Source organism: uncultured Salinicola sp. (assembly GCF_937921195.1).
Taxonomy (GTDB): Bacteria; Pseudomonadota; Gammaproteobacteria; order Pseudomonadales; family Halomonadaceae; genus Salinicola.
Genome location: NZ_CALFQK010000173.1, coordinates 1 through 24,358, shown reverse-complemented (window position 1 = coordinate 24,358; position 24,358 = coordinate 1). Strand labels below are relative to the sequence as shown.

The window sequence follows — 24,358 nt, the reverse complement described above, 5'->3', positions numbered from 1 at the left end:
CAACGCCGCATGGCGCCATTTGCCGCGCAACCCGAAGGGCCGGGCCAGTTTTTGCGTGGTGCTGCGTTATTCGTCATTCATTTGGAATGACCAAACTACGCTCCTCACGCCTTGCCCCGCACAATAACTGGCTCCGGCGCGGCCGTGCATGAAACGCCGACAGCCCCTAAGTCGATGATCCGCGCTCTAGCGCTGGATCGACGAGTCCCCTGGGCACTGAGTAGGAGGGTCGGGCGCGCATTGTACAGGCAAGCGCGCGACACTGGCTACTTTAGTCTATCGGTACCATTCGAGAGTTTTTCGACGACGATTCCGCCGCGACGGGCTTGGGCCAAGGGCCCTGAACGCGGCGGGCCAACCCATTGAAAGGCGAGGGTTTCATGTCTCCGGAGGAAGGGGAACGGGAGCGCGCGGAACGAATCATCGAATGGATTCGTGCCGACGCCTGGCGCCTGGAGGTGTTGCGCCAGGCGCGCGCGTTGCGTCTCCCCGACTGGTGGCTGGCCGCCGGTTTCGTGCGCAATCTGGTCTGGGATCGGCTGCACGGCTATTCGCCAGCGACGCCGCTGAACGATATCGATCTCGTCTATTTCGACGCCTCCCACGCCAGCGTACGCATCGACCGGGCGCACGAGAGCGCGCTCCGGCGCGCTGCCCCGCTGCCCTGGTCGGTCAAGAACCAGGCGCGGATGCACCGGCGTCACGGGCATCGCCCCTACGCCTCCATAGAGGAAGCGTTGAGCGTCTGGGTCGAGTGTGAAACGGCGGTGGCGGTGACGCTCGACGACGATGGCCGTATTCGCCTGACGGCACCCTTTGGCACCGCCTCGCTGCTCTCGGGTCGGGTGACGCACAATCCGCGGCACGGCGATAGTGAGGTGTTTCGGCAGCGCGTCGTTGCCAAGGGGTGGCAGCGCCGCTGGCCAGGGCTCGAGTTTCGCGGGCTCTGACAGGGACTCTGTAACAGGGACGCTGTGACAGGGACTCTGGGAAGGACTCTACGAGGGCAGATTGCCCAGCAGCCAGTCGAACAGTCTCCCCGGGCTGTTGGCGACCGGCTGCGTAATGGCGAAGCGCGGCAGCAGCACCGTGTCGATCGGTGGCTCGAGCCAGCCCGTTCTGTGCGTCAGCACACGTTCGATGCCGGCGCTGGCCGCCAATCGAGCCAGGCCCTCGTCCGCATGCGCCGAGGCGCTGGTGGCGATGCGAAGCGGGTGACGGCAGAGGACTGCCAACTGGTGCTGGCTTTCACGGAGCTGTATCAGGGCGGAGACGTCCTGCGTCGTGGCATGCGGCGGTATCAGGCTGCCGAAGCGGAACAGGCCTCCCTGCTCCAGACGGCGGATGCTGAAGGCGTCCAGGGCTTCGTCGGCGAATGCCGGATCGGCATCCAGCGCCGAGGCGACCGCATGCAACGCGGTGGCGTCTTGCGACTGGTCGAGCTCGGCGATGTAGTTCCGGATCGCCTGACTGTAGCGCTCATCGCGGTGCGTGCCGACGGTGGGCGGTGCCGGGAGGCCGGCTTCGGCGAGCAGTCGCCTTGCGTGGTCGGCCGTCTCGTCGCGCCAGAGGGCTTCGCCGATGGCCTCGTGCCATGAGCTCCAGGCGCGCTGGGTGACCGGGCAGGGCAGGAACACATTGGCCGGCAGCGCCAGCCGCTCCAGGGCCGGCGACACCTGTTTCAGCGTATCGCGCCAGCCGCCGTCGAAGGTGAGGGCGATGCGGGGCAGCTGGTCGTGATGCAGCTGCAGCACGCTCTCCAGGCTGACGATCTGCGCGCTCTCGCTGAGGCTCTCCAGCAACTGACGAAAGCTGTCCGGCCCCAGGCACCAGCCGGCTCTATGAGGCAACCGGGCCTCGGCTTCATCGTCCAGCACGCGATTCATCGCGAGAATGGCGCTTCGACCCCACAACGGCTCACTCAGGCTGAGACGCCAGTGACCGCGTAGGCGCTGTACCACATCCTGTGTGCGATCCAGCCTAGGCATGGGTCATTCCATCACTCGAGTCATCGGTCGCCATCGAAACATGGCCTTTGCCCACAGTATCCGTTGCCTATCGATTTTCGGCAAAGGTTCCGGAGAGGATTTGTCCGCTTTCTCTTTTGGTGCAGAGGGGTAAGTGTATGCACCAGGTTGGTGCTTTTGGCGGTCTGAAACCTCGGCTCATCGATGATGATGCACGGGGTGGCGCCCGCCGCGGCCCGCTGTCCCCTCGATAACATCATGCTTATCAAACGCTTATTAACGCCCTGCTGCGCCTTGCCTCATTTTGGCACATTCTCTGCATGGTCATGTAAAAACGGTGTGCGCGTGGGCAAGAGCGCCGACTTCGTGCTACAAAACACGCACGCCACAAAACGGTGTTGGATATTCGCCAACGAATCGAGCCATGGCTCACAGTGGAGGACAACATGTCTGAGAAAACCCTCGCCCTTATCGAAGAACACGACGTCAAGTGGGTGGATCTGCGCTTTACCGACACCAAGGGCAAGGAGCAGCACGTCACGATTCCTGCCAGCGCCGTCGATGCGGAATTCTTCGAGGACGGCCAGATGTTCGATGGATCTTCCATCGAAGGCTGGAAGGGCATCAACGAGTCCGACATGATTCTGCGTCCGGAAGATGGCACCGCCTTCCTCGATCCGTTCACCGAAGACTCCACGCTGATCCTGCGCTGCGACATCATCGAGCCGGCAACGATGCAGGGTTACGAGCGCGATCCGCGCTCCATCGCCAAGCGTGCCGAGGCCTACCTGGCCAGCACCGGCCTGGGCGACACCGCTTTCTTTGGCCCGGAGCCCGAATTCTTCATCTTCGACGAGGTGCACTGGAAGTCCGATATCGAGGGCTCCATGTACAAGATCTCTTCCGAAGAGGGTGCCTGGTCCACCGACCGTCAGGTCGAAGGTGGCAACCTGGCGCACCGTCCGCGGGTCAAGGGTGGTTACTTCCCCGTGCCGCCGGTCGACAGCTTCCACGACATCCGCAGCGCCATGTGCAACACGCTGCAGGCCGTTGGCCAGGAAGTCGAAGTGCATCACCACGAAGTGGCGAATGCCGGCCAGAACGAGATCGGCGTCAAGTTCAACACGCTGGTGAAGAAGGCCGACGAGGTGCAGCAGCTCAAGTACGTGGTGCACAACGTCGCTCACGCCTACGGCAAGACGGCCACTTTCATGCCCAAGCCGCTGGTGGGCGACAACGGCTCCGGCATGCACGTCCACCAGTCGTTCTGGAAGGATGGCTCCAACCAGTTCGCGGGTGACGAGTACGCCGGCCTGTCCGAGATGGCGCTGTACTACATCGGCGGCATCATCAAGCATGCACGCGCCCTGAACGCCTTCACCAATGCGTCGACCAACTCCTACAAGCGCCTGGTGCCGGGTTTCGAAGCGCCGGTCATGCTCGCCTACAGCGCGCGCAACCGCTCTGCCTCGATCCGTATTCCTTATACCGCCAGCCCGAAAGGCAAGCGCGTCGAGTGCCGCTTCCCCGACCCGACCGCCAACCCGTACCTGGCTTTCGCGGCCATGCTGATGGCCGGTATCGACGGTATCAAGAACAAGATCCATCCTGGCGACGCCATGGACAAGAACTTGTACGACCTGCCGCCGGAAGAGGGCAAGAAGGTGCCCACCGTGGCGACCAGCCTCGACCAGGCACTGGAAGCGCTGGATGCCGATCGCGCCTTCCTGACCGAGGGTGGCGTCTTTACCGACGAGATGCTCGATGCCTACATCGAGCTGAAGAGTGAAGACGTCGAGCGCCTGCGCCTGTCGACGCATCCGGTCGAGTTCGACCTGTACTACAGCGTCTGAGGATCGAATCCCGCTCCCAGGCCTGACGGAAAGCCCCACTTCGGTGGGGCTTTTTCGTGAGGAGGTCTCCGCGAAAGGGCCACCGGGCAGGTGAAGGGGCGAGGCCGCCGGCCGATAACAGGGTGATCGACATGGGAGCTGGCGCTGATGCAAATGGGGACGATGGTATCGGTGATATCGATTTGCCTGGTGGTCTGGGCCGCCTCGCCCGTGATGGCGGCGCCGGTCTATCGACATGTCGACGCTGCGGGTAACGTGGTCTACAGCGACGAGCCGGGGGCGGGCACGCGCGTCGATCTCAAGCCGATCACGGTGGTCGACCCCACCGGGGGCGAGACACGCGCGAACCCTCATCGTTCGGTCGCGCCCGAGGCGGCTGCGGTCGAGTACGAGCGTTTCGTGATCACCAGTCCGGGAGACCAGCAGACGCTGCCGACCGGACAGGCGGGAACCGTCCAGGTGAAATTGGCGATCGAGCCCGCGCTGCAGCGGGGTGACCGCGTCCAGCTCAGGGTGGACGACAAGGTGAGCCAGTCGCCCATGCACACCAGCGTCTTCGTGCTGAGCCAATTGTCGCGAGGCGAGCATCGGCTTCAGGCCGAGCTGGTCGATGCTCGAGGACAGGTGCGGCTGTCCACGCCGCCGGTGACCCTCTACGTGCAGCGTGCCAGCGTCAACCTGCCGGCCAATCCCAATAATCCCGATCGTGGAAAGTCGTCCCGACCGCATGGGTAATCCCGATCCGCAGGCATAGCCTTTAGCGTTTGCACTATTTTGGTGAATGAAATCCCGCTTTTCATCGGGACCTCCTCGCAGGTGGGCAAAATTGGGGAGTGGCGCGGTTTTTGCACTGTATAAGCACATACCGGATCACCACGATGGAACGACGCATGTATCAACGTTTGCTGGAGCACCTGACGACCGCCGTCCTGCTACTCGACGAGCGGCTCCACGTGCGCTGGCTCAATCCGGCGGCCGAGGCACTGCTCGCCGCCAGCCGGCCCCGTGTAGTCGGTCAGTGGCTGGAGTGCCTGAATGGCGAGGACGGCAGCGTTCGCCAGGTCCTGTTCAAGGCGATGCAGGAGTTTCATCCTTACACGCAGCGGGAAGCGGCGCTGGTGCTCGGCGCCGGCGACGTGATCACGGTGGACTTCACCGCGACACCGATCACCAGTCGCGAGCTGCTGCTGGAGATCGAGCCGCGGGATCGATTGCTCCGCATCTCGCGGGAGGAGGCCCTGATCGCGCGGCAGGAGACGGTCAAGGTACTGATGCGCGGTCTCGCCCACGAGGTCAAGAATCCGCTGGGGGGAATCCGCGGCGCCGCGCAGCTGCTGGAGCGCGATCTTCCCGACCCGCAGCTCACCGAGTTCACCCGGATCATCGTCGAGGAGGCGGACCGTCTGCGGGATCTGGTCGACCGCATGCTCGGCCCCAACACGCTGGTGCGTCACGAACCCTTCAATGTGCACAAGGTGCTCGAGCGGGTGCGGGCACTGCTCGAGGTGGAGCATCATCGGTTGCGCTTCGAGCGCGACTACGATCCCAGCATGCCGGATCTGGTCGGCGACGAGGCGCAGCTGATCCAGGCGGTGCTCAACATCGCGCGCAACGCGGTCCAGGCGATGGAGGAGTTCGGTACCGCCGAGCCGCGCCTGCTGCTGCGGACTCGCGTTCGCCGTCAGTTCACCCTCGGTGCCGAGCGCCACCGCCTGGTGTGCGAGGTCGCGGTGGTGGATAACGGCCCCGGCATTCCCGAGCACATTCGCGAGACCCTGTTCTTCCCGATGGTCTCCGGGCGTGCGGAGGGCAGTGGCCTGGGGTTGTCGATCGCGCAGTCGATCCTGCACCAGCACCAGGGCCTGATCGAGTGCGAACCCCATCCGGGGGTCACGGAATTCCGGTTATTGATCCCTTTCGAGGCGCCACAGTGAGCGTGTCGGCCCACTCTTGGCTGCGTGCGTGGAGGCCCGCCAGGGTGAGCGCGCGGGCCACGCCGACGCCGCCAGGCGCGCGATTCACCGTTCTGCTGGAGAACTGCCATGACTGAAGTCGCCCGTATCGCGATCGTCGATGACGATCGTGCGATCCGCTGGGTCCTGGAAAGGGCGCTGGCACAGCCGGATCTCGAGGTGCAATCCTTCGAACGTGCCGACGCGGCACTCGAAGCGATCGAGCGGCAGCCGCCGGACGTGCTTTTGACCGACATCCGCATGCCGGGGCTCGACGGTCTCGACCTGATGGCCAGGGTGCGCGAGATGCATCCCGATCTGCCGGTGATCGTGATGACGGCGCATTCGGACCTGGATAGCGCGGTCGCGTCCTACCAGGGCGGCGCCTTCGAGTATCTGCCCAAGCCGTTCGATGTGGACGATGCGCTGGCGCTGGTGCGACGAGGCGTTGCCCACGCCCGCGAGCGGCGTTCGCCGGCGGCGATGCCGGAAGGGCTCTCCGCCGAGATCATCGGCGAGGCGCCGGCGATGCAGGAGGTCTTTCGCGCCATCGGCCGGCTGTCGCAGTCGCACATCACGGTACTGATCAACGGAGAGTCGGGCACCGGCAAGGAGCGGGTCGCCCAGGCACTGCACCAGCACAGCCCGCGCAGTGGCCATCCGTTCATCGCGCTCAACATGGCGGCGATCCCCAAGGACCTGATGGAGTCGGAGCTGTTCGGCCATGAAAAGGGCGCCTTCACCGGCGCCGCCGCCCAGCGGCGCGGGCGTTTCGAGCAGGCCGACGGCGGCACGCTGTTCCTGGACGAGATCGGCGACATGCCCGCCGATACGCAGACGCGGCTGTTGCGCGTGCTGGCGGATGGCGAATTCTACCGGGTCGGCGGCCACGTGCCGGTCAAGGTCGATGTGCGGATCATCGCCGCGACCCACCAGAACCTGGAGAAACTGGTGACGGAAGGGCGCTTTCGCGAGGATCTCTTCCATCGTCTCAATGTGATTCGCGTTCACCTGCCCCGTCTGTCGGAGCGCCGCGAGGACATTCCGCGGCTGGCCCAGCATTTCCTCGCCGAAGCCGCCAAGGAGCTCTCGGCCGAACCCAAGGTTCTGACCAGGGACGCCGAGACGCATCTGACGCGTCTCCCCTGGCCCGGCAACGTGCGCCAGTTGGAGAACACCTGTCGCTGGCTCACGGTGATGGCGTCCGGCCGGGAGGTACTGGTCGACGACCTGCCGCCGGAACTACGCGAGCTCGAGGGGACCGAGGCGCCAAGCGGTGACTGGCGCAACGCGTTTCGCGAGTGGGCGGATCGGGCCCTGGCCTCGGGGCACACGCACCTGCTCGAGGAGGCGGTGCCGGATTTCGAACGCATCCTGATCGAGACCGCCTTGAAGCATACCGGCGGGCGCAAGGGGGAGGCTGCCGAGCTGCTGGGATGGGGGCGCAATACCCTGACGCGCAAGGTGAAAGTGCTGCTGCCGGCGCTGGCGGACGAGTAGCGTCCGACGCTCGAGTAACGTTAGGCTGATAATGGCGCCTGGGGCTGGCTCTCATGCCTGGCCGGGCGTCGTCGTCGCTGGCCGATCGTCACCGGCGTGAAATAGATGACACCAACACGGGGACTCGCATGTCCGATTCGACCCAATGGTGGCGTGGCAGCGTCATCTATCAGATCTACCCCAGAAGCTTCATGGATGCCCGCGGCGATGGCATCGGCGACCTGCCCGGCATCACCGCGAAACTGGACTACGTGGCCGAACTGGGTGTCGATGCGATCTGGATTTCGCCGTTCTTTCCTTCGCCGATGAAGGATTTCGGCTATGACGTCACCGACTATCGCGGCGTCGACCCGATGTTCGGCTCCTTCCACGATTTCCAGATGCTGCTCGAGCGGGCCCACGGGCTGGGACTGAAAGTGATCATCGACCTGGTGCTCAGTCACACCTCGGATCAGCACCACTGGTTCATCCAGAGTCGCAGCTCGCGGGAGAACCAGAAATCCGACTGGTACGTCTGGGCCGATCCCAAGCCCGATGGCACGCCGCCCAACAACTGGCTCTCCTTCTTCAGCGGCAGCGCCTGGACCTTCGACAGCCGGCGCCGCCAGTACTACCTGCACAACTTCCTCTCCTGCCAGCCGGATCTCAACTTCCACAATCCGGCGGTGCGCAAGGAGCAGCTCGACAACGCCCGTTTCTGGCTCGATCTCGGTGTCGACGGTTTCCGTCTGGACACCTCGAATTTCTACTTTCACAGCCTGGCGCTGCAGGACAATCCGGCCCTCGGCAGCGGTGAGCTCAAGACGCCCAGCGTACCGGCATCGAACCCCTATTCGATGCAGCGCCACCAGTTCGATATCAGCCAGCCGGAGAATCTCGGTTTCCTGGGCGAACTGCGTTCACTGATGGACGAGTACCCCGGCACCATGACGGTGGGGGAGATCTCCGACGATCGTCCGCTGGAACGCATGGTCGAGTACACCATCGGCAACGATCGGCTGCACATGGCCTACACCTTCGACCTGTTCGATGCCGAGTTCAGCGCCCAGCGGCTGCGCGACATCATCGAGCATTTCCAGTATTACGCCGGCGACGCCTGGCCCTGCTGGGCGCTCTCCAATCACGACGTGATGCGTGTCGTATCGCGCTGGACCCAGCACGAAAACCTGGAGCAGCACGGGCCGCTGGTGGCCAAGGTCGCGACGGTCATGCTCTGCTCGCTCTACGGCAGCATCTGCCTCTATCAGGGCGAGGAGTTGGGGTTGCCGGAAGCGGACGTGCCCTACGAGCGGCTGGTCGACCCCTACGGGCTGGCGCTGTGGCCGGATTACAAGGGGCGTGACGGCTGCCGTACGCCGATGCCCTGGACCAGCGGCGAGTACGGGGGCTTCACCTCGATGGAGCCTTGGCTGCCGGTGGACGGCCACCATCGCCAGCTGTCGGTGGAGCGGCAGCTCGCCGATGCGGGGAGCACGCTGCGGGTGACGCGCGACTTCCTGCACTGGCGCAAGTCGCAGCCGGCGATGGTCGACGGCACCTTGATCCTGAGCGACTTCGACGACGAACTGCTGGGCTGGCTGCGGGTCTCCCGGGACCAGGCGATCCTGGCGGTCTTCAATCTCACCAGCGAGTCGCGCTTCACCACCCTGCCCGCCGGTGCCGGCGAGATCGTCTATCAGGCCGGGTTCACGGGGCGTCTGGAGAGTGGCGGGCTGACCCTGCCTGCCTTCCAGGCGGCGTTCGTGCATATCGACAGAAGCAGCATCGATCCGAGGGCGTTGATTGACCAGGAGCCCGACCCCGAGCGCAAGGGCTTTCTCAGCCGGCTGCTGGGATCGCTGATGGGGCAGGACGAGGGCGGCGCGCGGCAGGGCTGAGCCCGCGCGCCGGGCCTCGTCAGTGTTTCACCCGCCCCAGTAGTCGCGGGCCAGGTCGACCACCAGGCGCACCTTGTCCCACTGTGCCCGCTCGGCGAGTTCGTTGCCCTCTTCGGTGGAGGCGAAGCCGCACTGCGGGCTCAGGCAGAGCTGACGCCTGTCGACGAACCGTGTCGCTTCGTCGAGACGCGCTCTGATGGCCTGCGGGTCCTCGAGCTCGCCCACCTTGGTGGTGATCAGCCCCAGCACCGCCTGTTGATGGCCCTCCGGGACGAAGCGCAGCGGGTCGAAGCTGCCGGCGCGATCGCTGTCGTACTCCAGGAACCAGGCATCGACGCCGACCCTGCCGAACAGCGTCTCGGCCACCGGCTCGTAGCCGCCTTCGCTGATCCAGGTGGAACGGAAGTTGCCGCGGCAGACGTGGAGCGAGACGTGGAGATCGTCCGGCTTGTCGGCCAGGGCGTGATTGAGCATCTCGGCGTAGATCGCCTGCAGTCGATCGGGGTCGTCGCCGCGGTCCCGGGCCGCCTGCAGCTCCTTTTCCGAGCAGAGATAGGCCCACACGGTGTCGTCCAGTTGCAGGTAGCGACAGCCGGCGTCGTAGAAGGCGCGAACGGCGTCGCGGTAGGCGTCGGCGGTATCGGCGAAAAAGGCGTCCAGGCTGGGGTAGACGCCGCTGTCGATCTTCTTGCGGCCGCCGCGGAAGTGCAGCACGCTGGGGCTGGGGATCGTCATCTTGGGCATGACGCTGGCGACGCTGGCCAGGTAGCGGAAATGATCCAGCATCGGATGGGTATCGTCGAAGCCGACCTTGCCGTCGACCCGGATCTGTTTCGCACCCGTCTGCACGCCCTGGAACTGGATGCCCTGGTCACCGGTGAAGCCGGTGACGCCATCGAGCCGCTCGAGAAAATCGAAGTGCCACCAGGCGCGCCGGAACTCCCCGTCGGTCACCACCTCGAGGCCGGCGGCTTGCTGCTGCTCGACCACCTGGCGAATTTCCCGATCCTCGACGGCCTTGAGCGCCGCGGCGTCGATATCGCCCCGGTGGAAGAGGGCCCGGGCCTCCTTCAGTGCCGGCGGACGCAGAAAGCTGCCGACGATATCGGCTCGGAATGGGGGATGCGCTTGTGACATGAATGTGTCTCCTGTTCTGGGACTTCGCCATGCGGGTCAGCGGCGAGCGTCGATACCGAGGTCGCCAATGATGCGGGCTGGGCGGCCGTTCGGCCAATGAAGCCAGTTCAAGCTGACCATGTGCATCATTCATCGTGAGGTTCGCGGCCGGTCGTGCCGGCGTCGCGATCTCAAACTTTAGTGGTAGGATTGTCGGCCCCCGCCGACGCATTCACCGACGTGCCATCGGCATCGGCCGGGATTTTTTCCATCGCGCCCCAAGTTCGAACGCCGGGGTAAAGAACAGGAGTGTCCCGTGACGACCCCTTCGCAGCATGATCTACGCAACGCCTTCCGCGAACTGCTTGCCAGCGGCGAGTGCTACTACACGGCGTCGGTATTCGACCCGATGTCGGCTCGCATCGCCGCCGATCTCGACTTCGAGGTCGGCATCCTGGGGGGATCGGTCGCCTCGCTGCAGGTACTGGCGGCGCCCGATTTCGCCTTGATCACCCTGAGCGAGTTCGTCGAGCAGGCGACCCGGATCGGCCGCGTGGCGCGGCTGCCGGTGATCGCCGATGCCGACCATGGCTATGGCAACGCGCTCAACGTGATGCGCACGATCACCGAACTGGAGCGGGCCGGTGTCGCCGCGCTGACGATCGAGGACACCCTGCTGCCGGCGCAGTACGGGCACAAGTCGACCGATCTGATTCCCGTCGAGGAGGGCGTCGGCAAGATGCGCGCGGCACTCGAGGCGCGGATCGACCCGGCGCTGTCGATCATCGCCCGCACCAACGCCGGCCAGCTCGACGACGACGCTGCCATCGCCCGCATCCGGGCCTATCAGGCGGCCGGCGTCGATGCCATCTGCCTGGTCGGCGTCAGGGACTTCGAGCATCTCGAGAAGCTGTCGGCGCCGTTGACGGTACCGCTGATGCTGGTCACCTACGACAACCCGGCGCTGCGCGACCGCGCGCGCCTGGCCAGGCTCGGGGTGCGCATCGTGGTCAACGGTCACGCTGCCTACTTCGCCGCGATCAAGGCGACCTATGACTGCCTGCGCGAGCAGCGCGACATTGCCACCAACGACCTGGACGCTTCGCGGCTGTCGACGCGCTACTCGACGCTCGAGGAGTATCGGATCTGGGCCCGCGAGTACATGGATGTGAAAGAGTAGGGCCCCTTCGGGGAGCGGTAAGCTGTCAGAGCGGCGCTTCGCGCCTGGAAGCGGGAAGAAAAAGCCAGACCCGCTTGGCTTCGCTTGAAGCTTGCGACACGAACCCCGAGACTGACGATCGCCAACAACCGGAGACCACGATGACTGTCATGCAATGGGAGCGCCTGCTCGATCCCGTCCGGCTGCACGATGCCCGGACGTCGCGTGGTGAAATCGGGCGTAGTCCGTTCCACAAGGACTACGACCGCATCGTCTTCTCCGGCTCGTTTCGGCGCCTGGGGCGCAAGACCCAGGTCCATCCGCTCACCGACAACGATCATATCCACACCCGGTTGACCCACTCGATCGAGGTCGGCTGTGTCGGCCGTAGCCTGGGAATGATCGTCGGCGAGCAGCTGCGCGACAGCCTGCCGGGCTGGGTCACGCCCGCCGATCTCGGCGTCATCGTGCAGGCGGCCTGCCTGGGGCACGACATCGGCAACCCCCCGTTCGGGCACGCCGGCGAGTACGCGATTCGCGACTGGTTCAAGTGGGCCGAGGCGCAGGGGAGCGGTTTGCTGGAGGGGCTGGACGAGGCGCAGCGCCGGGACCTGTTGACCTACGAGGGGAACGCCCAGGGCTTCCGGATCGTGACCCAGATCGAGTACAACCAGTTTCGCGGCGGCATGCGGCTCTCCGCCGCGACACTGGGTACGCTGCTCAAGTACCCGTGGACGGTGGAGCACGGCGGCCAGATGGGCAAGTTCGGCTGTTACCAGTCCGAAAAGCACCTGCTGGTCGAGGTCGCCGAGCGGCTCGGGCTCAAGTCGGTCGATGGTTCCAAGTGGTGCCGCCATCCCCTGGCCTATCTGGTCGAGGCGGCGGACGATATCTGCTATGCACTGCTCGACCTCGAGGATGGCCTGGAGATGGGTATCCTGCGCTACGAAGAGGTCGCCCAGGTGCTGCTGCAGATTGCCGGCGAGCCGCCGGCGGGATACGAGCAGATGGCCGCCGACGGGGTGTCCCAGCGTCGGCGGATCGCGGCGCTGCGCGGTGCGGCGATGGAGCGGGCGGTCAACGAAGTCGGCGATGTCTTCGTCCAGCACGAGAAAGCGCTGCTCAACGGCACCCTCAACGACGATCTGCTCGAGCTCTGTCATCCGGATCTGACCTGGGGCGTCTCCTCGGCCAAGCAGCTGGCCCGCGAGCGCATCTTCCAGAACGAGCGCAAGGCCAAGCTGGAGATCGGGGCCTATACCACGCTCGGTATCCTGCTGGAGGCCTTCATCGGGGCGGCCCACGAGCTGCATCACACCGGGCACTCCTCCTTCAAGCACCAGCGAGTGCTCGCGCTGATCGGCGAGAACACGCCGAAGCCGAACTGGCCGCTCTACGACAGCTATCGTCGAATGCTCGATTTCATCGGCGGCATGACCGACCACTACGCGGTCGAGCTGGCCCAGGAGATGGGCGGGCGCCTGAAGGGAGACTGAGCACTCCCCCCGCTTTTTTCCTCTCGTCGTCGGGCCCGCGCCCGACGTCGTCGTTTCTGGTACCCATCGGACCATCGCGGCGTGCGAGTGTTGAGTGTGGCTGTTGAAAGTGGACTCATAACGCCGTATTTTAATTGAACGGTTAATTAATAAAAAATCGATTTCGATCGCGTGCCAGCATCGGGTGTCAGCATCGAGAGCTACCGGAGCGGTGGCCGATTCCGGCCGCTGGCCAACGTCGCCACTGCCCGCGGGAGAACCAGCCTCGCTTTTACCCGGCGATGAGCCATATTTCAGACGCCAGCGTCGGCATCGTTACCTGAAGAACGCGCGACGCGCGGGCCGGCGGTTCCATGACCTGATCCCGGGCGCGGCAGGGCAACGGCGTGGGGCGACGCTTCCGTTGAAGGCATGGCTGGATTCAACGACCGAAGTCGACTTAACTCAACTCGAGGCCAGATGGCCTCGCGGCGGGAACACGGAAACGAGCCAAGGGCCTCGAACGCCCTGCGCCCCGGCAGGTCATGTCAGCCGTCAGGGGCGCCGATGCTCGTCAACGCAAACTATCTGACCATGATGGGAGCCGCATGAGCACAAGTCCCGATAATAATTCCACGACCCAGGACAGGCTGAATCCAGTCGTCTTCTATGGGTCGGTCATCGGCATCGTCGCCTTTTCGTTGTGGGCGATGATCGCTACCGAGCAAGCGAACGGCATCATCAACGCGCTGCTGGGGTGGATCTCCAACACTTTCGGCTGGTACTACTTTCTGACCGTCGTCATCTACCTGGCCTTCGTGGTGTTCGTGGGCTTTTCCCGCTTCGGCAAGATTCGCCTCGGGCCGGAGCATTCGAGGCCAGACTTCAATATCTTCTCCTGGTCGGCGATGCTGTTCTCCGCCGGTATCGGCATCGGGGTCATCTTCTTCGCCCTGGCGGAACCGCTGACCCAGTTCTACAACGCGCCCAATGCGCCGAGTGACCAGGTGGCCGCCGCCCGTCACGCGATGCAGCTGACCTTCCTCCACTGGGGCCTGTCGGGCTGGGGCATCTACACGCTGGTGGGCATGTCGCTGGCGTTCTTCAGCTATCGGCACAACCTGCCGCTGACCATCAGCAGCGCGCTCTACCCCATCTTCGGCAAGAAGATCTACGGCCCCATCGGTCACGTGGTGGACATCGCCGCCGTGCTGGGCACGGTGTTCGGCATCGCGGCCAGTCTCGGCATCGGCGTCATCCAGCTCAACTATGGGCTGAACTTCATGTTCGGCATCGCGGAAAGCGCCTGGACCCAGACCATCCTGGTGCTGATGATCGTGCTGTTCGCCACGATTTCCGCGGTGACCGGTGTCGAGAAGGGGATTCGACGTCTTTCCGAATTCAACATCCTGCTGGCGATCGCGCTGCTGCTATTCGTGCTGTTCGCCGGCAAGACGGTGTTCCTGCTCAACGCGCTGGTGATGAACGTCGGCGACTACCTCTCCGGTTTCATCTCGATGTCGTTCGACACCTACGCCTTCGACCAGCCGACGGACTGGCTCAACGCCTGGACGCTGTTCTTCTGGGCATGGTGGATTGCCTGGGGCCCGTTCGTCGGTCTGTTCCTGGCGCGTATTTCTCGCGGTCGTACCATCAGAACCTTCGTGGCCGGTACCCTGACGCTGCCCATCGCTTTCATGATGATCTGGATGTCGATCCTGGGGAACAGCGCCCTCGACATGGCGATGAACGGTGCGACGGACTTCGGCCAGCAGGTCATGAACACGCCGCCGGCGGGCATCTATCTGTTCCTGCAGGAGTATCCGTTCCCGGTCATCTCGACCATCGCGGTCAGTATCCTGGCGATCGTGTTCTTCGTTACCTCCGGTGATTCGGGCGCCCTGGTACTGTCGAACTTCACCTCCAAGCTGAAGGACGTCAACAGCGACGCACCGATCTGGATGCGCATCCTGTGGTCGGCGGTGATCGGGGTGCTGACCCTGTCGCTGCTGCTGGCCGGTGGCCTGTCGACGCTGCAGAGCGCGGTGGTCATCACCGGGTTGCCCTTCTCGATCGTGCTGTTCTTCATGATTGCGGGGCTCTACAAGGCGCTGAAGGTCGAGGCGTTCAAGGAGGATAGCCACCGCCTGAGCCTCTCCGGCTCGCTGTCGGGACGCATGTCCGCCGGCGGTCGCGATCGCGCTCACGACTGGAAGACCCGGCTCAAGCGGGCCATGTCGTTCCCCAATCGCCAGCAGGCCCAGCAGTTCCTGGAGGAGACCGGGCGGCCTGCGATGGAAGCGGTGCGCGAGGAACTGATGAAGCAGGGCGTCGAGGTCGACATCAGCACCGGCACGCAGAACGGCGACGACTACCTGTCGCTCTACGTCGATCTCGGCAGCGAGCAGAACTTCGCCTACCAGATCTGGACGCATCCGTTCTCGACGCCGTCCTTTGCCATGCGAACACCGCGCAGCAGCAGTCGCTACTATCGTCTGGAGGTGTACCTGCTGGAGGGTAGCCAGGGCTACGACCTGATGGGTTATAGCCGCGAGCAGGTCATCGATGACATTCTCGACCAGTACGAGCGCCATCTGCAGTTCCTGCACCTCAATCGCGAAGAGCCGGGCAGCATCAACATGCCCGACAGTCCGGAACAGCCGCCAGGCTGAGATCGCTTGGCGTTCCGCTGACCACGACCCCGGCCACCTGGCCGGGGTCATTCTTGTTCGGCTCCGCCTCGACGCCGGCGTCGTTCGCGGCAGGCGTGTTCTGGCTGCGGGAGAGCCACTCCACGATGGCGGTAGCGGTCGTCCTGCCGGGGTCGGTGATTCCCTGGGTGCCGAACAGGCGGTTGAACTCGAACAGGAAGGGGTGATCCCCGACCATGGCGACGTCGAATCCCCCGTGATCGACGCCCAGCCGTGCGGCCACGCGCTGCACCAGTGCCAGCGCGGATGGGGGAATGTCCTCATGGTCGATCGTGCCGCCCTGGGCCACGTTGGCGCGATAACCCCCCGGCGGCGTCACACGCCAGTAGCTGGCGAGGATCCGGTCGCCGATCAACACGATGCGCAGGTCCCGGTCGATGGGAAGACGCGTCTGGGCGTACAGCACCTCCTGGGATGCGGCCAGCGCCTCGAGTTCGCGTCGCCTCTCGAGCAGGTGCACGCCATTGCCGCGGGCGCTGCGGATCTCCTTGACGATCATCGGGTAGCCGATTTCCGCCTCGAGGGTATCGATACCGTGGCAGGTGCTGGCCTGAATCGCGGTTCGCGGGATGTTGTCCGGGCAGATGGCCTGGAAGGCGCGCGTCTGCTCGACCTTGTCGTGGCCCAGGTAGTAGGTGGCCGGCGAGGGGAAGATGCGCTTGTGCATCGCGTGCAGCAGCGTGTTGACCTGCCAGTAGCTGGGGAACAGGAGCCAGTCGGCGGCCTGGATCTCGTCGAGATGATCGTACATGCGCTCGGGTTTGATGTAGCGCACGCCGGGAATGTGCAGGGTGCGGGAAACGTCGAAGGAGATCAGACGCATCGGATACCTCTTGAGATACCAGCACGCTGGCGCGATGGAGGAAAAAAGCGCGCTATCATCGGGCCGTTTCGGCGGTTTGGCAAGTTCTTCGAGGCCTCAATGGGCGGGCTTCTGATATCGCGCGAGGGACTTCGCCCGTGACGCCGCCAAGCGCGACGAAAGCGACGTGCTACGCTCAATTTTGTCGATAACAAAAAAGCGAGGACGGGATGTGGGCGCTTTCACCTGGTGGGATACCGCTGTTCTGATCGTCTACGTGGTGGGGATTGCCTGGGTGGGAGCCCGCTTTGGCAAGGATCAGGAGAGCACGCAGGATTACTTTCTCGGCGGTCGCAAGATTCCCGGCTGGGCCATCGGCCTGTCGGTGATGGCGACCCAGGCCAGCGCGATCACGTTCATCGGCGCGCCCGGCTGGGGTTTCGAGGGTGGTCTGGAGCGCCTGGCCACCTTCATCAACGTGCCGCTGGCGATGGCGGTGCTGATCGTCGTGCTGGTGCCGATCTTCCATCGTGCCGGCATCTACAGCATCTACGAGCTGCTCGAGCGTCGCTTCGGGGCGTTGACCCGATCGCTGGCGGCGCTGCTGTTTCTGGTCGCGCGCGGCCTCGCCACCGGCGTGGTGCTCTACGCCCCGGCGCTGGTGCTCTCGGTCGTCACCGGCTGGAGCGTCGATCTGACCATCGTGCTGATGGCGGTGATCGCGGTGAGCTATACCGTGCTCGGCGGCATCAGCGCGGTGATCTGGACCGACGTGATCCAGATGTTCGTGCTGTGGCTGGGCGCGATCCTGAGCATGGTACTGATGGTCTCGAGCCTGCCCGGTGGCTGGAGCGACGTGTTCGCCTACGGTGCCGCCAACGGCATGTTCGATACCATCGACCTGTCGCTCGATCCCACCGTGACCTACTCGCTATGGGCGGGGCTGATCGGTGGCGTGGTCATGCACGTCGCCTACTTCGGGACCGACCAGAGCCAGATCCAGCGGGTGCTGACCAGCCCCTCGATCGCCGAGGGGCAGCGCTCGCTGCTGATCGGCGGCTATCTGCTGGTGCCGCAGATGCTGCTCTTTCTGTTCATCGGCGTGATGCTCGCCGCCTACTACCAGCAGCACGGTCTCACCGCGCCGGACAACCTGAACGAACTGTTCCCGCGCTACGTGGTCAACGCCTTTCCCGTCGGGGTGACCGGGCTGGTGATCGCCGGGGTCTTCGCGGCCGCCATGTCGAGCCTGGATTCCGCGCTCAACTCGCTCTCCGCGGTGACGGTGCGCGACTTCTACGCCCGCTACGTCAGGCCCGACGCCGACGAGGAGCACTACCTCAAGGCGTCGCGCTGGGCGACCATCTTCTGGGGGCTCTACGCCACCGCGTTCGCATTCTTCGCCGGTAATCTCGGCCCGGTCATCGAAGCCGTCAACCGCATCGGTTCCTGGTTCTACGGCGCGCTGCTGGGAACCTTCCTGCTGGCCGTGCTCAGCCATCGCAGCAACGGCAGAGGGGCGGTCAGCGGCATCATCGTCGGCATGGCGGCGGTGTGGGCCGTCTCGCAGACCGATGTCTCCTGGCTCTACCAGAACTTCGTGGGGCTGATCGTCTCGGTCGTCGTCGGCTATGCCGTGAGCTTGACCGCGCCGGCACCGTCGGCCGCGCAGCTCTCGGACGTGGTGATCGACGAGACCGCGCCCGACATGCAGGCGATCCTCAAGGGGCGCAGCGCCGGTGCCGCCGAGATCGGTCGCGATGCGCGCCTGACGCGGCGACGCTGTCTCGGCCTGATCCTCTGGTTCTTCGTGTCGCTGGCCGCACTGGGGCTGCTGCAGGCCTGGGCCAATGGCTGATCGCGAAGACCCGCGGCGGACGAGGCCGGAGGTGGCCACGACGGCGCCGGCGTCGAGACTGCCTCGGCGACTGGGAGCCGCCGCCGCCGAGCCCAGGCTGCGGCGTTACGGTGCCGAGCGGTTCGAGCCGGCGTGGCTGTCGCTGTGGGCACTGGGGATCGGCCGTGAGACGGGAGAAGCGCTGGCCTGGCTGCTGGCGGCCGACAATCTGCCGAGAGCCATGTTGATGGCGGGGGCGTTGCCCCCCCATCCGGCGGAAAGCGACGGCGCGCTGGTCCTGGAGGGCGGTGGACCGCCGACGCTCTCTCAGTTCGAGCGCTGGTGGCTGTGGGAGCGACTGGCCCGGCCGCGGCGCTGGGCGCTGCGGGTCATGCCGGCGACGTTGCGCCCGGTCGAATTTCCACTGTGGCTGGGATATGCGCCAGGGCGGTCGGGCCGCCATGCCAGGCTGATCGTTCTCAGCGGCCTCTCCGGCGAGGCGCTGGGTGCCCTCAAGCCGGCGGTGCTGGCCGGGCTTCGCGACCGGGCGCGCGTCGAGGCCGACAGCGGTCGGCCATCGACGCCGGATGACGATCGCGTTCCCGGCTAGCGGGCGTCGCCGCTGCGCTCCATGGCGACCAGCTGCTCCCGGTTGGGCAGGCCCTCCATGTCGCCGATCACCTGGACCTGGCGGGCGCCGATCAGGTTGCCGCGATGCAGCGCCGCGTGCCAGTCCAGCCCGTCCAGGTACGCGCTGACGATGCCCACCGCGAAACCGTCGCCGGCGCCGACGGTATCGACGACCTGCGCGACGGGCGAGCCGTCGACGGTGCCTTCGCTGTCGGCGGTGCGGAAATAGCTGCCTTCCGGCCCGAGCTTGATCACCACCGCCCTGGCGCCCCGGTCGAGGTAGTCGCCGGCGATGTCGTAGGCCGTCTCGCGGCCGGTCAGCAAGCGGCCCTCGCCGAGGCCCGGCATCACGATGTCGGCCTCCGCGGCCAGTGCGTTGAGGGTCTCGATCATGATCGCTTCGCTGGACCACAGGCTGGGACGCAGGTTGGGGTCGAACGAGACCGACAGCCCGGCGCGGCGAGCCTGGCGCAGCAGGTGGAAGGAGAGTTCGCGCGCCGAATCGGAGATGGCGGGCGGGATACCGGTGGCGTGGAGATGGCGGGCCTGCTCCAGCTCGACATCACTGGCGTCGGCGACGCTCAGGTGGCTGGCCGCGCTGCCCCGGCGGACGTACTCGACGTGGGGATCGGCGCCGTCGACGGCACGCTCCTTGAAGATCAGTCCGGTGGCGTTCGCTGCGTCGTGCCGGACATGGCGGCAGTCGAGGCCTTCGGCCTCCAGCGCTCGCTGCAGGAAGGTGCCGTTGTGATCCGCGCCGACCCGACTTAGCCAGCGAACGTCGAAGCCCAGCCTCGACAGTCCGATCGCGACATTGGTATCGGCACCGGCGGTGCGGCGATGGAATCTCGTCACCTGATCCAGCGGCCCTTGATCGTCGGCGATGAACAGCGCCATCGCCTCGCCAAACGTCAGGACATCGTAATCGGTGCGGGTATCGGAACGGGGCATGGCGTCTCCTCGTGGGTGCAAGCACGCTTTGTCGAAAACGTGACGTGAAAGGATAGTGGGGCAGTCGCATCCGGGGAGCCGCTGCGAAACGTCGCCCCGGAGATGTCACTGGGGCGGTGGCTTGTTCTCGACGCGCTGGTAGCGCCCGTTCAGGATCTCCACCAGATGCTGGCGCTGGGCGTCGTCGATCGCTTCGCCCTGGGCAGTGCCCAACTGGGTGGCGAGATCGGCGCCATCGACCACCCGGACGTCGCGGCTGTCGCCGAGATGCTCGGTTTCGTCATCGATCTCCCAGCCGGGCAGCACCAGTATGCCGCTCACCGGCACGCTCAACTTGGCGTGACGCGCCAGCCACTGACGTAGCCAGACCGTCGAAAGCCTGACCTTGCGCAGGACCTGGCGCTCGTTCCAGCCGCGAAAGCGCAGCCGCTCGCTCTCCACCGAGACGGTGTTGATGGGGCGGCCCTCGAGATCGAGCGGAAATTCGCGGGCCACGGTCTGGATCACGAACACGCCCTGCGGCGTCACCAGCACGTTGTCGATGGTGTAGGAGTCGGCGGGGAAGTCGTGGAACACGAAGTAGGGCTTGGCCAGCGGACGAATCAGGTGGTCAAGGGCCTGTCCCACCGCCAGTTCACAGGCGAGGCTGCGCGTCAGGCGGCGCACTCGCTGCACGTCGCGCAGGATCAAAAAGCAGAACAGCATCGCCAGCAAGGTACTGACCACGCCGTACAGCGACCACTCCAGCCAGCTCTGCTCCTCGGCGAACAGCATCCGGCCCATGCCGTAGACCAGTGGCATCAGGGTGAGCGTCGGCGCCAGCGTGGCATCGAGGAAGAACACCATGCGCGCCTTTTCCAGCCGGTCCCGGTGCGCCTGGGCGATTTCGCGGATCGGCTTGCCGTCGTGCGGGGAGCGGAGGCCGACGGTCTGCACGTCGCGCAGGGTGATCGCCACCAGCGCGGCGGCGCCCAGCGGGGCGAGAAAGATCAGCGGCAGCACGTACTCCAACCAGGCCATGAGCGGTTGTCCTTGCAGTGGCGTGGGCGGGAAGAGGCTCCATTCTAGCCGAGGTCGAGCGTCGTCTGCGATCTTGGCGCGCCGTCGATGCAGATCCGGTTGCGTCCGGCATGCTTGGCCGCGTAGAGCGCCTGATCCGCCAGCAGCAGCCACTGCTCGTGATTCGTCATCAGCGGGCTCTTGGCGGCCAGGCCTACACTGCAGGTGGGCATTCTGGAGAGCGGCGGCGGCGGCGGGTAGCGCCCCAGCCGTTGCTGGAACCGCTGGATCGCGGCGGTGGCCTGATCCAGCGTGGTCGACGGCATCAACAGGCCGAACTCTTCGCCGCCATAACGTCCCAGCAGCACGTCGTCGCCAAACGACTGGCGGAGCAGCGCAGCCAACGTGCGCAACGTCTGGTCGCCGACACCGTGGCCATGCTCGTCGTTGATGCGCTTGAAATGGTCGAGGTCGAGCAGCGCGATCGTGGCGGGCGAATCGGTCGGCAGGTTGGCGGCGACCTGATCCTCCCAGAATCGGCGGTTGAACAGTCCGGTCAATCCATCGGAGCGGCTCAACTCCATCAGTGTCGTCTTCTGGCGGCTGAGCTGGCGGGCCTGGAGATAGGTGATGTAGCCGATCGCAAGCGGGTAGACGATGATCATCGGCAGGCTGCAGAGCAGCACGGCCACCGACGGTACGACGCCTGGAAAGCCCGGGGTGATCAACCACATGCCGATCAGCGCGCCTGCCGCCAGCAGGCCGAAACCCCGCAGCACCATGCGTATCCCGCCGACCGCGATGTTATCGAGACTGATCATCGTCGATACGACGACGGTGGGAAGCAGGTTGAAATGCATGGCTGCCGTCCAGAAGCCGCCCAGCAGACTGTCGATGCCGAGGTTCTGACGTTCGGCCCGATAGGGTGAGGCGTGGTGCCTCGCTCGCCAGTAAGCGAGATGGGACCAGAGCAGGATCTGCAGTGCCCACAGCGTCCAGACCCAGGGCGGCGTCGGCAGTTCGTGGAGCGCGCTGCCGATGCACAGTCCGCCGATCAGGAGCCCAAGGGTCCGTGGCGCGTAGATGCGTTTAGCGAGACGAATGCCCCTGAGACGCTTGTCGACCACGGGATCCAGAGGCGTATCGGGCATGTCGGCAGCCATCCGGCGTCGAAGACGCCTATATTGTGTCAACGAATCGTATCTTTCATATCTAACATCGATCGTCGGAAAATAGCATGTCCAAAGAGTCAATTCCGGATCTCGCGGCGCTGGTCGATTTCGTCGAGCGCCACCCGCGACTGTTCGTGCTGACTGGCGCCGGCGTCAGCACCGACTGCGGCATTCCCGACTATCGCGATGCGCGGGGCGACTGGAAGCGGCCGCCGCCGGTCAGTCATCAGGCTTTCATGGGGAGTCACGGGGTTCGGCAGCGCTACTGGGCGCGTAGCCTGGTCGGATTTCGTGCCCTGGCCAACGCGCATCCCGGCCAGGCGCACCGGGCGTTGGCGGCGCTGGAACGGCAGTCGCGCATCACCGCGCTGGTGACCCAGAACGTCGACGGCCTGCATCAGCGTGCGGGTGCCCGTCGCGTCATCGATCTGCATGGGCAGGCCGACGTGGTGAAGTGCCTGCGCTGCGACGCGACGATGATGCGCCATGCGCTCCACGACGAGCTCTCCCGCCTCAATCCACAATGGCTGGCGTTGACCGCGGAGGTCGGGCCGGACGGCGATGCCGATCTCGATGGCTACGATTTTTCGACCTTCGTGGTGCCGAACTGTCATCGCTGTCATGTCGGCATTCTCAAGCCGGACGTGGTGTTCTTCGGCGACAACGTCCCCAGGGCCCGCGTCGAACGGGCCTTCGATGCCCTCGAGGCGGCTTCGGGGGTGCTGGTGATCGGGTCGTCGCTGATGGTCTATTCCGGGTTTCGCTTTGCCCGTCGGGCGGCCAGGGACGGCAAGTCGCTCGCCTGCGTCAATCTCGGCACCACGCGGGCCGATGAGCTGTTCGCGCTCAAGATCGCGGCGCCGATCGGGCCGACGCTGACGGCGCTGGTCGACGAGCTGGAACGGCGGCGACGCGGCAACGCCCCGGAACGCAAGAACCCGGCCGAGGCCGGGTTCTGATGTCGCCAGTGGTACCGGGCGTTCACTGGCGCGTCGGCGGTGCCATGAACTCCGGGCCGACCGGGTCCTTCACCTGCTTCGACAGAATCGCGTCGATATCCGCCATGTCCTCGTCGCTCAGACGCCAGCCGGTGATGTCGCCCAGCGGGTCGACCTGTTCCGGCTTGCGGGCGCCCCACAGCGCGACGATGTTGGGCGAACGATCCAGGATCCAGCGCACCGCCAGTGCCAGCACGCTCTTGTCGTGGCGGGTGCGGGCCAGTTCGGTCAGCGCGTCGACGGCGGCCAGATACTGGGCGAAGCGCGGCGGCAGGAACTTGGGATCCTTGTTGCGCAGATCGTCGCCGCTGAAGGTGTAGTCCGGGTGCATCTTGCCGGTGAGCAGCCCACGACAGAGCGCGCCGTAGGTGAGCAGGGTCAGGTCGTTGTCCTCGGCGTAAGGCAGGATCTCGCCTTCGATATCGCGCTCGAACAGGTTGTAGGGCGGCTGCAGCGTGTGCAGTGGCGCCGACCGGCGAAAGATGTCGCACTGCTCGGGGGAGAAGTTGCTCACGCCGATCGCCCGAATCTTGCCTTCGCGGTGGAAGCGCGCCATCGCCGTGGCGGTCTCCTCGAGCTCGACCAGGGGATCCGGCCAGTGAATCTGATAGAGATCGATATGATCGGTCTTCAGTCGCCGCAGCGAGTCGTCGAGCTCCTTCTCCAGGCGCTTGGCGGTGGCATTGCGGGCCAGGCTGTTGTCGTCGTACCACTCGAGGCCGGCCTTGGTCGCCAGTACCAGCTTGTCGCGCTGGTCGGACTGGGCAACCGCCTTGCCGACGACTTCCTCCGAGTGGCCGAAGCCATAGGCCGGGGCGGTATCGATCAGGTTGACGCCCCGGTCGATGGCGGCGTGGATGGTGCGAATCGCGTTGGGGTCGTCGGTGCCGCCCCACATGCGTCCGCCCATGGCCCAGGTACCGAGGCCGATACGCGAGGTGACGATATCCGTACCCGGTAATGTCAGTGTTTCCATCCTGCCCTCCTTGGTGATGAATCGAAGATTTACAGGGTGAGGTGCCAGCCCGTCCACCACAAGCCGTACCTTCGGCGGGTGGTTTCTTCAGCGAGTCGGTGCCGCGCCGGTGGTCGTGACCGGGATGTCGGGTTCGGCGGCGTCACCGGCGCCGAAAACCGATACCGGATCGGGATTCAGATAGAGGATACGGTCGTCGTCGCGAATCTGCGCGCTGAGGCGATAGAGATCGTCGCGATCGATCGCTTCGGCGGCATACTGCAGCGTGACCGGAATCGGCAGCCGCCCCAGCTGTTCGTAGCGGCTGCTGGCCAGTACGTCGCCGGTGGAAATGTCCTTGAGCTGGACCTCGAGCACCGCGGATTCGGGCAACGTGACCGGCT

The 24,358-nt window shown here is 65.3% G+C and carries 20 protein-coding genes; 12 read left to right on the top strand and 8 right to left on the bottom strand.

The window, feature by feature from the left end; genetic code table 11:
* Positions 1-380 precede the first annotated feature (380 nt).
* Positions 381-950, top strand: coding sequence for a nucleotidyltransferase family protein (locus Q0602_RS21015; protein WP_298847735.1), 570 nt, complete (start codon positions 381-383; stop codon positions 948-950).
* Between the two features lie 48 nt (positions 951-998).
* Here the strand turns inward: Q0602_RS21015 and Q0602_RS21010 are convergent, their stop codons facing one another.
* Entirely contained in the window at positions 999-1,988 is a 990-nt protein-coding gene (locus Q0602_RS21010) for a polysaccharide deacetylase family protein (protein WP_295038179.1), read from the bottom strand.
* A 425-nt stretch (positions 1,989-2,413) separates the two neighbouring features.
* Here Q0602_RS21010 and glnA point away from each other — a divergent pair, with 425 nt between their 5' ends.
* The 5 genes from glnA (at position 2,414) to Q0602_RS20985 (ending at position 9,149) form a co-directional block, all read left to right on the top strand.
* Positions 2,414-3,820, top strand: coding sequence for a glutamate--ammonia ligase (glnA, locus tag Q0602_RS21005; RefSeq protein ID WP_149437114.1), 1,407 nt, complete (start codon positions 2,414-2,416; stop codon positions 3,818-3,820).
* 147 nt (positions 3,821-3,967) lie between these two features.
* Entirely contained in the window at positions 3,968-4,555 is a 588-nt protein-coding gene (locus Q0602_RS21000; protein WP_298847731.1) for a DUF4124 domain-containing protein, read from the top strand.
* 155 nt (positions 4,556-4,710) lie between these two features.
* A complete protein-coding gene (glnL, locus tag Q0602_RS20995) occupies positions 4,711-5,754 on the top strand; it encodes a nitrogen regulation protein NR(II) (protein WP_298847729.1) in 1,044 nt (347 codons plus the stop codon).
* A gap of 108 nt (positions 5,755-5,862) precedes the next feature.
* Positions 5,863-7,272, top strand: coding sequence for a nitrogen regulation protein NR(I) (glnG, locus tag Q0602_RS20990; RefSeq protein WP_295038165.1), 1,410 nt, complete (start codon positions 5,863-5,865; stop codon positions 7,270-7,272).
* A 128-nt stretch (positions 7,273-7,400) separates the two neighbouring features.
* Positions 7,401-9,149, top strand: coding sequence for an alpha-amylase family glycosyl hydrolase (locus Q0602_RS20985; protein ID WP_298847726.1), 1,749 nt, complete (start codon positions 7,401-7,403; stop codon positions 9,147-9,149).
* Positions 9,150-9,176: 27 nt separating this feature from the next.
* Here Q0602_RS20985 and Q0602_RS20980 read toward each other — a convergent pair whose 3' ends face one another.
* Entirely contained in the window at positions 9,177-10,286 is a 1,110-nt protein-coding gene (locus Q0602_RS20980; protein ID WP_298847724.1) for a cobalamin-independent methionine synthase II family protein, read from the bottom strand.
* A gap of 295 nt (positions 10,287-10,581) precedes the next feature.
* Between Q0602_RS20980 and Q0602_RS20975 the strand changes: the two genes are divergently transcribed.
* The 3 genes from Q0602_RS20975 to betT all read left to right on the top strand — a co-directional run bounded on the left by Q0602_RS20975 (position 10,582) and on the right by betT (position 15,571).
* Positions 10,582-11,445, top strand: a complete 864-nt coding sequence (locus Q0602_RS20975; protein WP_295038155.1) for an oxaloacetate decarboxylase — start codon at positions 10,582-10,584, stop codon at positions 11,443-11,445.
* A gap of 140 nt (positions 11,446-11,585) precedes the next feature.
* The gene (locus Q0602_RS20970; RefSeq protein ID WP_295038153.1) at positions 11,586-12,920 is read left to right on the top strand and encodes a deoxyguanosinetriphosphate triphosphohydrolase; all 1,335 of its coding nucleotides are present in this window, start codon (positions 11,586-11,588) and stop codon (positions 12,918-12,920) included.
* 587 nt (positions 12,921-13,507) lie between these two features.
* Positions 13,508-15,571, top strand: coding sequence for a choline BCCT transporter BetT (betT, locus tag Q0602_RS20965; RefSeq protein WP_295038151.1), 2,064 nt, complete (start codon positions 13,508-13,510; stop codon positions 15,569-15,571).
* On the opposite strand, the gene Q0602_RS20960 is transcribed toward betT, so the two are convergent.
* Positions 15,534-16,433, bottom strand: coding sequence for a hypothetical protein (locus tag Q0602_RS20960; protein ID WP_298847721.1), 900 nt, complete (start codon positions 16,431-16,433; stop codon positions 15,534-15,536). The genes betT and Q0602_RS20960 overlap by 38 nt on opposite strands.
* Before the next feature lie 211 nt (positions 16,434-16,644).
* On the opposite strand from Q0602_RS20960, the gene Q0602_RS20955 reads away from it, so the two are divergent.
* Both Q0602_RS20955 and Q0602_RS20950 read left to right on the top strand, forming a co-directional pair.
* Positions 16,645-18,270: a sodium:solute symporter gene (locus tag Q0602_RS20955; RefSeq protein WP_298847719.1), complete on the top strand. Its 1,626-nt coding sequence runs from the start codon at positions 16,645-16,647 to the stop codon at positions 18,268-18,270.
* Positions 18,271-18,301: 31 nt separating this feature from the next.
* The gene (locus Q0602_RS20950; RefSeq protein WP_298847717.1) at positions 18,302-18,859 is read left to right on the top strand and encodes a hypothetical protein; all 558 of its coding nucleotides are present in this window, start codon (positions 18,302-18,304) and stop codon (positions 18,857-18,859) included.
* Here Q0602_RS20950 and Q0602_RS20945 read toward each other — a convergent pair.
* From Q0602_RS20945 to Q0602_RS20935, 3 genes are all read right to left on the bottom strand, one after another.
* Positions 18,856-19,830, bottom strand: coding sequence for a sugar kinase (locus Q0602_RS20945; RefSeq protein ID WP_298847714.1), 975 nt, complete (start codon positions 19,828-19,830; stop codon positions 18,856-18,858). The genes Q0602_RS20950 and Q0602_RS20945 overlap by 4 nt on opposite strands.
* Positions 19,831-19,935: 105 nt before the next feature.
* Positions 19,936-20,850 (bottom strand): nuclease-related domain-containing protein, encoded by a 915-nt coding sequence (locus Q0602_RS20940; RefSeq protein ID WP_298847712.1) that lies wholly within the window; start codon positions 20,848-20,850, stop codon positions 19,936-19,938.
* Positions 20,851-20,894: 44 nt separating this feature from the next.
* Positions 20,895-21,980 carry a diguanylate cyclase gene (locus Q0602_RS20935; protein WP_298847710.1) on the bottom strand — a complete coding sequence of 362 codons (1,086 nt, stop codon included), beginning with the start codon at positions 21,978-21,980 and terminating at the stop codon, positions 20,895-20,897.
* Between the two features lie 86 nt (positions 21,981-22,066).
* Between Q0602_RS20935 and Q0602_RS20930 the strand changes: the two genes are divergently transcribed.
* Entirely contained in the window at positions 22,067-22,960 is an 894-nt protein-coding gene (locus Q0602_RS20930) for an NAD-dependent protein deacetylase (protein ID WP_298847707.1), read from the top strand.
* A 22-nt stretch (positions 22,961-22,982) separates the two neighbouring features.
* Here the strand turns inward: Q0602_RS20930 and Q0602_RS20925 are convergent, their stop codons facing one another.
* Complete coding sequence (locus tag Q0602_RS20925) at positions 22,983-23,975, bottom strand: aldo/keto reductase (RefSeq protein WP_149437142.1); 993 nt, start codon at positions 23,973-23,975, stop codon at positions 22,983-22,985.
* Positions 23,976-24,062: 87 nt separating this feature from the next.
* The coding region (locus tag Q0602_RS20920) for a YbaY family lipoprotein (protein WP_298847704.1) at positions 24,063-24,358 on the bottom strand (296 nt) is incomplete at its 5' end.

Bases quoted from the DNA above. Each gene is read 5' to 3' on its own strand.
- Q0602_RS21015 (WP_298847735.1), top strand. From the start codon at position 381: ATGTCTCCGGAGGAAGGGGAACGGGAGCGCGCGGAACGAATCATCGAA.
- Q0602_RS21010 (WP_295038179.1), bottom strand. From the start codon at position 1,988: ATGCCTAGGCTGGATCGCACACAGGATGTGGTACAGCGCCTACGCGGT.
- glnA (WP_149437114.1), top strand. From the start codon at position 2,414: ATGTCTGAGAAAACCCTCGCCCTTATCGAAGAACACGACGTCAAGTGG.
- Q0602_RS21000 (WP_298847731.1), top strand. From the start codon at position 3,968: ATGCAAATGGGGACGATGGTATCGGTGATATCGATTTGCCTGGTGGTC.
- glnL (WP_298847729.1), top strand. From the start codon at position 4,711: ATGTATCAACGTTTGCTGGAGCACCTGACGACCGCCGTCCTGCTACTC.
- glnG (WP_295038165.1), top strand. From the start codon at position 5,863: ATGACTGAAGTCGCCCGTATCGCGATCGTCGATGACGATCGTGCGATC.
- Q0602_RS20985 (WP_298847726.1), top strand. From the start codon at position 7,401: ATGTCCGATTCGACCCAATGGTGGCGTGGCAGCGTCATCTATCAGATC.
- Q0602_RS20980 (WP_298847724.1), bottom strand. From the start codon at position 10,286: ATGTCACAAGCGCATCCCCCATTCCGAGCCGATATCGTCGGCAGCTTT.
- Q0602_RS20970 (WP_295038153.1), top strand. From the start codon at position 11,586: ATGACTGTCATGCAATGGGAGCGCCTGCTCGATCCCGTCCGGCTGCAC.
- betT (WP_295038151.1), top strand. From the start codon at position 13,508: ATGAGCACAAGTCCCGATAATAATTCCACGACCCAGGACAGGCTGAAT.
- Q0602_RS20960 (WP_298847721.1), bottom strand. From the start codon at position 16,433: ATGCGTCTGATCTCCTTCGACGTTTCCCGCACCCTGCACATTCCCGGC.
- Q0602_RS20945 (WP_298847714.1), bottom strand. From the start codon at position 19,830: ATGCCCCGTTCCGATACCCGCACCGATTACGATGTCCTGACGTTTGGC.
- Q0602_RS20940 (WP_298847712.1), bottom strand. From the start codon at position 20,850: ATGGCCTGGTTGGAGTACGTGCTGCCGCTGATCTTTCTCGCCCCGCTG.
- Q0602_RS20935 (WP_298847710.1), bottom strand. From the start codon at position 21,980: ATGCCCGATACGCCTCTGGATCCCGTGGTCGACAAGCGTCTCAGGGGC.
- Q0602_RS20930 (WP_298847707.1), top strand. From the start codon at position 22,067: ATGTCCAAAGAGTCAATTCCGGATCTCGCGGCGCTGGTCGATTTCGTC.
- Q0602_RS20925 (WP_149437142.1), bottom strand. From the start codon at position 23,975: ATGGAAACACTGACATTACCGGGTACGGATATCGTCACCTCGCGTATC.